This window comes from Saccharomonospora saliphila YIM 90502 (genome assembly GCF_000383795.1).
GTDB lineage: Bacteria > Actinomycetota > Actinomycetes > Mycobacteriales > Pseudonocardiaceae > Saccharomonospora > Saccharomonospora saliphila.
Genome location: NZ_KB912728.1, coordinates 298,349 through 306,005, shown reverse-complemented (window position 1 = coordinate 306,005; position 7,657 = coordinate 298,349). Strand labels below are relative to the sequence as shown.

The window sequence follows — 7,657 nt, the reverse complement described above, 5'->3', positions numbered from 1 at the left end:
GTCGGCGGAGGCCTGGCCGAACAGGGCCAGGTCGAACGGCATGCCGCCCCGGGCGCCGTCGTCGGCCGCGCCGAGCTCACGCACGGCGCGCACGATCGCGTCGGCGGTGGCCTGAGGGTCGGTCTCCTCCGTCCCGGTGTCGACCAGCACCCCACGGTGGGCGCCCATCGCGAGGGCGTACCGCACCTGCTCGGCGGCCTCCGGTGGGCCCACCGCCAGCACCGTCGCGGTGCCGCCGTGCGCCGAGGCCAGCCGCACGGCCTCCTCCACGGCGCACTCCTCGTGCGGGCCCACGGTGAACCCGAGGTGGCGGGTGTCGATGCCGCTTCCGTCGGGCTCCAGCGGCACCTTGGCGCCCAGCGCCGGGACCCGTTTCACACAGACGAGCACATCCATCGCACACCTGCCCTGCTCACGACTTCATCCGGGTGTCGTCGGGGTCGAACAACGGCTGGCGGCCGACCCGTGCCACGGTGACCGGGTAGTGCCGCTCCATGTACCGCACGGCCAGGCGGGTGCCGTCGACCGCGTGGGCCGGGGGCAGATACGCCATCAACAAATGGGTGCCCAGCGACGGCCCGGCCCCGGCGCTGGTGACGTGGGACGGGCGGCCCTTGCGGTCGACGATCCGCTCCCCGGTGCCGGTGACGATCGGCTCGCCGCCCTGCGGGTAGCGCACCACCCCGGTCTCGTCGGTGTGCTCGTCCGGCCCGCCCATCGTCAGCGTGCACAGCAGCGCGGCAGGCTGTCCCTCCCGCGCCCGCAGGTACGCCTGCTTGCCCACGAAATCGGCCGCCTTCACCTTCGGCAGCGCCAGCCCGGCCTCCACGGGATCGTGCTCGGCGTCGAGCTCGGCGCCCATGAGCCGGTAGCCCTTCTCCATCCGCCCCGTGGTCCCGTAGACGCCGATGCCCGCGGGCACGATCCCGTGCGGGCGGCCCGCCTCGGCGAGCACGTCCCACAGCCGCTGACCCTGCTCGAACGACGCGTGCAACTCCCAGCCCAGTTCGCCGACGTAGGACACGCGCAGCGCCAGCACCGGCACGGTGTCGATCGTGATCGCCCGCGCCGTGCCGAACGGGAACGCGGCGTCGGAGACGTCCTCGTCGGCCACCGAGGCGAGCACGTCCCGAGCGCGTGGCCCCCACAATCCGAGCGTGCACACCGCCGAGGTGACGTCGGTGAGCGTGGCCGAGCCGTCCTCGGGAAGCAGGCGCTCGAACCAGAACCGGTCCCGCGCGCCGTCGGCGCCGCCGGTGATCACCCGGTAGTGCCGCTCCCCCAGGCGGGCCACGGTCAGGTCGCTGCGGAACCCGCCGTCCGGGGTGAGCACCGGGGTGTAGATCAACCTGCCGACGGGGCGGTCGACCTGGGCGAGCACGACCCGCTGGAGGTAGTCGCAGGCGCCGGGTCCGCGGATGTCGAACTGCGCGAACGCGGACAGGTCGATCATCGCGCACCGCTCGCGCATCGCCAGGTGCTCGGCGTCGGTGATCGGCGACCACCAGCGCGCGTCCCACTTGTGGGCGCGGTGCTGGACCGCGTCACCGAACTCCTCGAGCAACGGCCGGTTCGACTCGTACCAGTGCGGCCGCTCCCAGCCACCGACCTCGAAGAACTCGGCGCCCAGCGCCCGCTCGCGCGTGTGGAACGGCGACAGGCGTACCCGCCCCGACTCCCACTGCTCACGGGGGTGGACGATGCCGTAGGTCTTGTTGAAGCCCTCCCTGGCACGGGCCCGCACCGACGCGGGGGTGCGCTGGTGCGGGTAGAAGCGGGCGATGTCGGCGCCGTGCAGGTCGATCTCGGTGGTGCCGTGCGTCATCCACTCCGCCAGCATCCGCCCCACCCCGGGGCCTTCCTTGATCCACACCGCCGCTGCGGACCAGAGCCCGGCGACCTCGGGCGTCTCGCCGAGCACCGGTGCGCCGTCGGGTGTCAACGACAGCAGTCCGTTGATGGCATGCCGCACCCCGGCGTCGGGATTGTCCAACACGGACCCGAACAGCGCGAGCGCGTCCTCGAGCTGTGGATCGAAGTCCTCGTGCGTGAACGGAAGCTGGGTCGGCGAGAGCGCGGCGGCGGCCAGCGACGGGATCTCGTCGGGCTCGTGCAGGATCGCGCGGTGCGCGTACGAGCCGATCTCCAAATCCGCGCCGCTCTGCCGCTCGTACATCATGGCGTCCATGTCCCGCACGATCGGGTAGGCGATCTCGGTGTGGGTCTCGGCCAGCTCGGGGATCGGTCCCACGTCGATCATCTGGTGGACCGCGGGGACGAGCGGGATGTGCGCCCCCGCCATGGCTCCGATGCGGGGACTCCACACGCCGCAGGCGACGACCACCGTGTCGGTGGCGATCTCCCCGGCGTCGGTGACCACGCCCCGCACCCGGCCTCCCTCGGTGCGGATGCCGGTGATCTCGGTGTTCGGCGCCACGGTCAGCGCGCCCTGCGCGCTGGCCTGCTGGCGCATCAGCGCCCCGGTCTGCAACGGGTCCACCACGGCCACCGACGGCGTGTGGAACCCGGCGAGCACCAGGTCCGGGTCGACGAACGGGACGAGCTGGGCCACGCGGCGCGCGTCCACCAGCTCCGACTCCACACCCCACGCGGTGGCCGAGGCCATCCTGCGCCGCAGCTCCTCGACCCGCTCGGGGGTGCGGGCGATCTCGACCCCGCCGCAGGTGGTCAGCGTGCCGAGCTTCTCGTACTGGTGCATGGAGTCCAGCGTGAGCGCCGTGATCTCCTTGGAGTGGTCGACCGGGAAGATGAAGTTGGAGGCGTGTCCGGTGGAGCCACCGGGGTCGGGCAGGGGTCCCTTGTCGAGCAGCACGATGTCGCGCCACCCGGCCTCGGCGAGGTGGTAGCTCACCGAGTTGCCGACGATGCCCGCTCCGATGACGACGACGTCGGCGCGCGCCGGTAGGTCGGTCATCTCGATCCCTCCTTCACGCCAGCCCCACCACCTGGCCGGCCTCGTCGATGTCGATGTTCTCGGCCGCCGGGTGCGACGACAGTCCGGGCATGGTGCGCATGTCCCCGCAGATCGGGTAGACGAAACCGGCTCCGGCCGAGGCGCGGACCTCGCGCACCGGTAGCCGCCAGCCGCTCGGCGCGCCCTTGCGGGACGGATCGGCCGACAGCGACAGGTGGGTCTTGGCCACGCACACCGGCAGGGAGCCGAAGCCGCACCGGGTATAGGTGTCGAGCTGCCTGCGCGCGGTCGGGCTCAGCTCGATGCCGTCGGCGCCGTACATCCGCCGGGCGATCGTGTCGATCTTGTCGGCCAGCGGCAGGTCGTCGGGGTAGAGGTGGGTGAACGTGGACGGCTCGTCGCACGCGGCGGCCACCACGTCGGCGAGCTCGGCCGCGCCCTTGCCACCCTCGGCGACGTGGGTGCTGACCGCGGCGCGCACCCCCTCCTCGGCGGCGATGTCGAGGATGGCCCGCTGCTCACTGTCGAAGTCGGTGTCGAAGGCGTTGACCGCGACCACCGCGGGCACGCCGTGGGCGGCGATGTTGGCGAGGTGCTTGCGCAGGTTCGCCGCGCCCGCGTACACGTCGTCCGGGTTCTCGGCCAGCATCTCGTCGGGCAACGGCTTGCCCGCCACCACCGAGTACCGGCCGGAGTGTGCCTTGAGCGCGCGCACGGTGACCACCACGACGGCGGCGTCCGGCACGAGTCCCGACGCCCGGCACTTGATGTTGAAGAAGCGCTCGGCGCCCATGTCGGCGCCGAACCCGGCCTCGGTGACGAGGTAGTCCCCACCCCGGATGCCGATCAGGTCGGCCAGCACGGAGGAGTTGCCGTGCGCGATGTTGCCGAAGGGTCCGCAGTGGACCAGCACCGGCGTCTGTTCCACGGTCTGCATGAGATTCGGTTTCAGCGCCTCCCGCAGTTGCACGCACATCGCGCCCGCGGCCTTGATCCGCTCCGCGGTCACCGGGGCGCCCGCGCGGTCGTAGCCGACCACGATCCGCCCGAGCCGGGCGCGCAGGTCGCGCAGCGACGTGGACAGCGCCAGGATCGCCATCACCTCGCTGGCGGCGGTGATGTCGAATCCGGTCTCCCTGGGGATGCCGTCCGGCCGCCCACCGAGTCCGGTCACGATGTGGCGCAGGTCCCGGTCGTTGACGTCGAGCACCCGGCGCCAGGTGATCGCGAACGGGTCGAGGTCGGTGGCGTTGCCCTTGTGCAGGTGGTTGTCGATCATCGCGGCGAGCAGGTTGTGCGCCGAGCCCACCGCGTGCAGGTCGCCGGTGAGGTGCAGGTTCATCGCCTCCATCGGCACGACCTGCGAGTAGCCGCCCCCGGCCGCGCCGCCCTTGATCCCGAACGTGGGCCCCATCGACGACTGCCGGATGGCCACGACCGCGCGTTTGCCGACGTGGCCGAACCCCTGCCCCAGCCCGACCGTGGTGGTCGTCTTGCCCTCCCCCAGCGGGGTGGGCGTGATCGAGGAGACCACCACGTACCGGGCGGGCGGGCGCGGCGCCAGCTCCGGCACCGCGTCGAGCGAGATCTTGGCCGCCGTGGACCCGTAGGGTTCCACCAGGTCCGGGCCGATGCCCATGTCCGCGGCCACCTCGGTCAGCGGTTTGCGGACGGCGTTGCGGGAGATCTCCAGGTTCGACGGCATGGCCCCTTCCGCCTTTCTCACGTGCCGCGCTCGCGGGCCGTGGTGACCCACCGCGCGGTCGCACCGACTCTGTTGAAGGTGTAGAAGTGCAGGCCCGAGACCGCGCACGCGCCGTCGGCCCGCCGGGAGGCGAGGTCGGCGAGCAGTGTCTCGGGCTGGTGTCCGCGCCGGCCGATCAGTCCGCGCACCAGCGACCGGTTGTGCCGCAGGAACCGCAGGGAGTCCCCCACGCCGATGCGCGCGCCGACGGTGAGCAGTTTCGCCCGGTCGACCATGCCGGGCACCCCGGCCACCACCGGCAGGGTGATGCCGTGGGCCCGCGCCCGGTCGACGAAGGCGCACACGGCCGCCGCGTCGAAGCACAGCTGCGTGACCGTGTAGTCGGCGTAGGCCTGCTTGTCCCGCAACGCCTGCCAGAGCCGGTCGCCGGGGATCGTGGGGTGTCCCTCCGGGTAGGAGGGCACCCCGACCCGGGCGGGCAGCCGTCCCAGCTCCTCCATCGCCCGCAGCAGCGCGAGCCCGTCCCGGAAACCACCGGGCGCCTCGGCGTCGCCGCCCACGACGAAGACCTCGTCGATCTCGGCTCCGTCGAGACGGTCGAGCAGGTCCCGCAGGTGCGCCGTGTCGCGGACCTGCCGCGCCGCCAGGTGCGGCACGGCGCACAACCGCTGCGCGGCGAGCTTCTCGCACACCTCGACGGTCGCGTCGAGGTCCTTGGTCGGCGATGCCGTGACGGTGACGACCGAGCGCTCGGGCAACGTCGCCGTCTGTTCCAGCACGCTGGGCAAGGGCAACACCTCGTAGCGCACCCGGTCCAGCGCCGTGCCGAGGCCACTCAGCGCGCCGGCGTCGCGCACGCCGGGCTGGTTCCGTCGCCGCCGCATCGCGATCCCCTTTCCGTTGCCGCCTGCCCTGTCAGAGCTTCGGCGTCTCCTTGCGGGGGTCGATGAAGGGCTTCTCCACCACCACACCCCCGCGCAGGCCGTCCGGGGTGGCGATGCCGAGCTCGGTCCCCGCCGCGCTGAGCTCGATCGGGACCATCGCCAGGCCGATGTTGCGGTCCAGTCGCGGCGAGTAGCAGGCGCTGGTGACCCGCCCGACGGGCTCGGTCCCTCCCGCGTGGACACCGAAGGGCTCGATCATCGACCCGTCGTTGTAGCTGCCGAGCGGCCTGCCGCCGATCTCGACGCCGACCATGAGCCTGCTGATGCCCTCGGCCTTGGCCGCGCGCAGCGCCTCCTTGCCCACGAAGTCGGCCTCCTGGTCGAGATCGACCATCCACCGGTAGTCGTAGCCGACCTCGAGCGGGTTGGTGTCCAGCGTGATGTCGCAGCCGTAGGCGAGCATCCCGGCCTCGATCCGGCGGATGTGGCACGGCCCGATGGGCCGCAGCCCGTGCGGGGTTCCCGCCTCCCAGACCGCGTCCCAGAGCCGGTGCGCGTCCCGCGAGGCGTCGACGAGGTAGATCTCGTAGCCCACTTCGCCGGAGTAGCCGGTGCGGCTGACCACGACCCGCATGCCGTCGAGCTCGAACTCCCGCAGGCGGTAGTACGGCACGTCGAGGATGTCGGCGCCGAACAGGTCGGTCATCACCTGCTTGGCCAGGGGTCCCTGGATCTGCAACGGGGCGACGTCGGCTTCCCGGATGGTCACGTCCCAGCCGCCCGAGTGGGCAAGGCCCATCGCCCACAGCCCGACGTCGCTGTCGGCGAGGGAGAGCCAGAACCGGTTCTCCTCGAGCCGCAGCAGCACCGGGTCGTTGATGATCCCGCCGTCCGGTGCGGTGACGAACACGTACTTGCATTGCCCGACGTCGCACTTGCTCAGATCGCGCGGCACGAGCATGTTCGTGAAGTCGAACGCGTCCGGGCCGGAAATCTCGAGCTGGCGCTCGACGCCGACGTCCCAGACGGTCACCCCTTGCAGCAGCGCCCAGTACTCGCCGATCGGGTCGCCGTAGTGCCGGGGGTGATAGGTGTGGTTGTAGACGCTGTAGCAGGCCACGCCCTGCTCACGCGACTTCCAGAAGTACGGCGACTTGCGCAGCCTCGTGTAGAGCATCACCGCCGGGTTCGGGACGGGGGTGCCCGCCGCCTCCGCCGTCGGCGTGGTCTGTGGGGGAACGGTGTTGACGGTGTTGTCGAAGCTGTGGTGGATGACATCAGCCATGGGGGCACCTCGATTCGCGCCCGATGCGGGGGACAAAGATCAGGGGTTTGTTGCGCTATGCGCATCACGTTGTGATATATACAACAGTGTGCGACCGCTCTCCGGGCTGCGTCAAGTGCTCCGAACGGGCGTCTCTCGCGCGGCGAGAAATTCCGATCGTTCCTGGTCGGAGCGGGGTCCGCGCGCCCCGCTCGCACACGCCCGGGCGAGGCCCCACCCGCTTCCGCGACGGGGCTCCGCGCGTCCACGGCACGCCCGCGCGGAGCCCCGCTGCCGACCCGTACACGAGACCGCCCCGCGCGGTCCGGCGTCCTCGTCAGCCGGGCAACGGCAAGGTGAGCAAGTGGTAGCTCAGCGTCTTGCCGTGGCCGTCCAAGGTGGCCGACGCCGTCACACCCCCGGTGAGCAGTCCCGGTACCGCGAACACCAGCGCGGGCAGTCCGGGCACCACGGTGCGGGTGACCTGGTGGTCGTCGCCGACGCCGTAGTGCCGCGCCACCCGCGCGGCGGTCAGCGCGCGGTCGAGAACGGCGAAACAGGCGTGATCACGCGGGAAGACCGCCAGCATGAGTGTCTCGCCCTTGTCCCCGGCGCGGACGTCGGCGAGGTCGTCGACGAGCACGGTCGGCATCACACCTCCAGTACGTGGACGTCGGTGCGCACGGCCGACCGCGGCACGGTGGCCGACCGCACGGCGACGACCTCGTGGGCGTCGGAACGAGCGCCGCCACCACCGGCAGGACCGTTGGTGTAGAGCGCCTCGACCTCGCGCCCGACCCACGCGGCCGAGGCCGCGTCCCCGGTGCGGGCCGACACCCGCAGCCGCACCTCGACCGGTTCGCCCGCCT

The 7,657-nt window shown here is 71.9% G+C and carries 7 protein-coding genes; all 7 read right to left on the bottom strand.

Translation table 11 applies throughout. The annotated features are described in order from the left end of the window. Positions 1-378: electron transfer flavoprotein subunit beta/FixA family protein (locus SACSA_RS0120415; RefSeq protein ID WP_408640290.1), on the bottom strand; the 378-nt coding region annotated here is incomplete at its 3' end. Between the two features lie 34 nt (positions 379-412). Further along, entirely contained in the window at positions 413-2,935 is a 2,523-nt protein-coding gene (locus tag SACSA_RS0120410; protein ID WP_019819691.1) for a GcvT family protein, read from the bottom strand. A gap of 13 nt (positions 2,936-2,948) precedes the next feature. After that, entirely contained in the window at positions 2,949-4,640 is a 1,692-nt protein-coding gene (locus SACSA_RS0120405) for a formate--tetrahydrofolate ligase (protein ID WP_019819690.1), read from the bottom strand. A gap of 17 nt (positions 4,641-4,657) precedes the next feature. Continuing rightward, a complete protein-coding gene (locus SACSA_RS0120400; RefSeq protein ID WP_019819689.1) occupies positions 4,658-5,524 on the bottom strand; it encodes a methylenetetrahydrofolate reductase in 867 nt (288 codons plus the stop codon). A gap of 31 nt (positions 5,525-5,555) precedes the next feature. Continuing rightward, on the bottom strand, positions 5,556-6,809 hold the full coding sequence (locus SACSA_RS0120395; protein WP_019819688.1) for a glycine cleavage T C-terminal barrel domain-containing protein: 1,254 nt from the start codon (positions 6,807-6,809) through the stop codon (positions 5,556-5,558). A gap of 316 nt (positions 6,810-7,125) precedes the next feature. Continuing rightward, on the bottom strand, positions 7,126-7,440 hold the full coding sequence (locus SACSA_RS0120390) for an AtuA-related protein (RefSeq protein WP_019819687.1): 315 nt from the start codon (positions 7,438-7,440) through the stop codon (positions 7,126-7,128). Beyond that, positions 7,440-7,657, bottom strand: a 218-nt coding sequence (locus tag SACSA_RS26460) for an acyclic terpene utilization AtuA family protein (protein WP_048877022.1), incomplete at its 5' end; no start/stop codon positions are given. The genes SACSA_RS0120390 and SACSA_RS26460, both read right to left, overlap by 1 nt.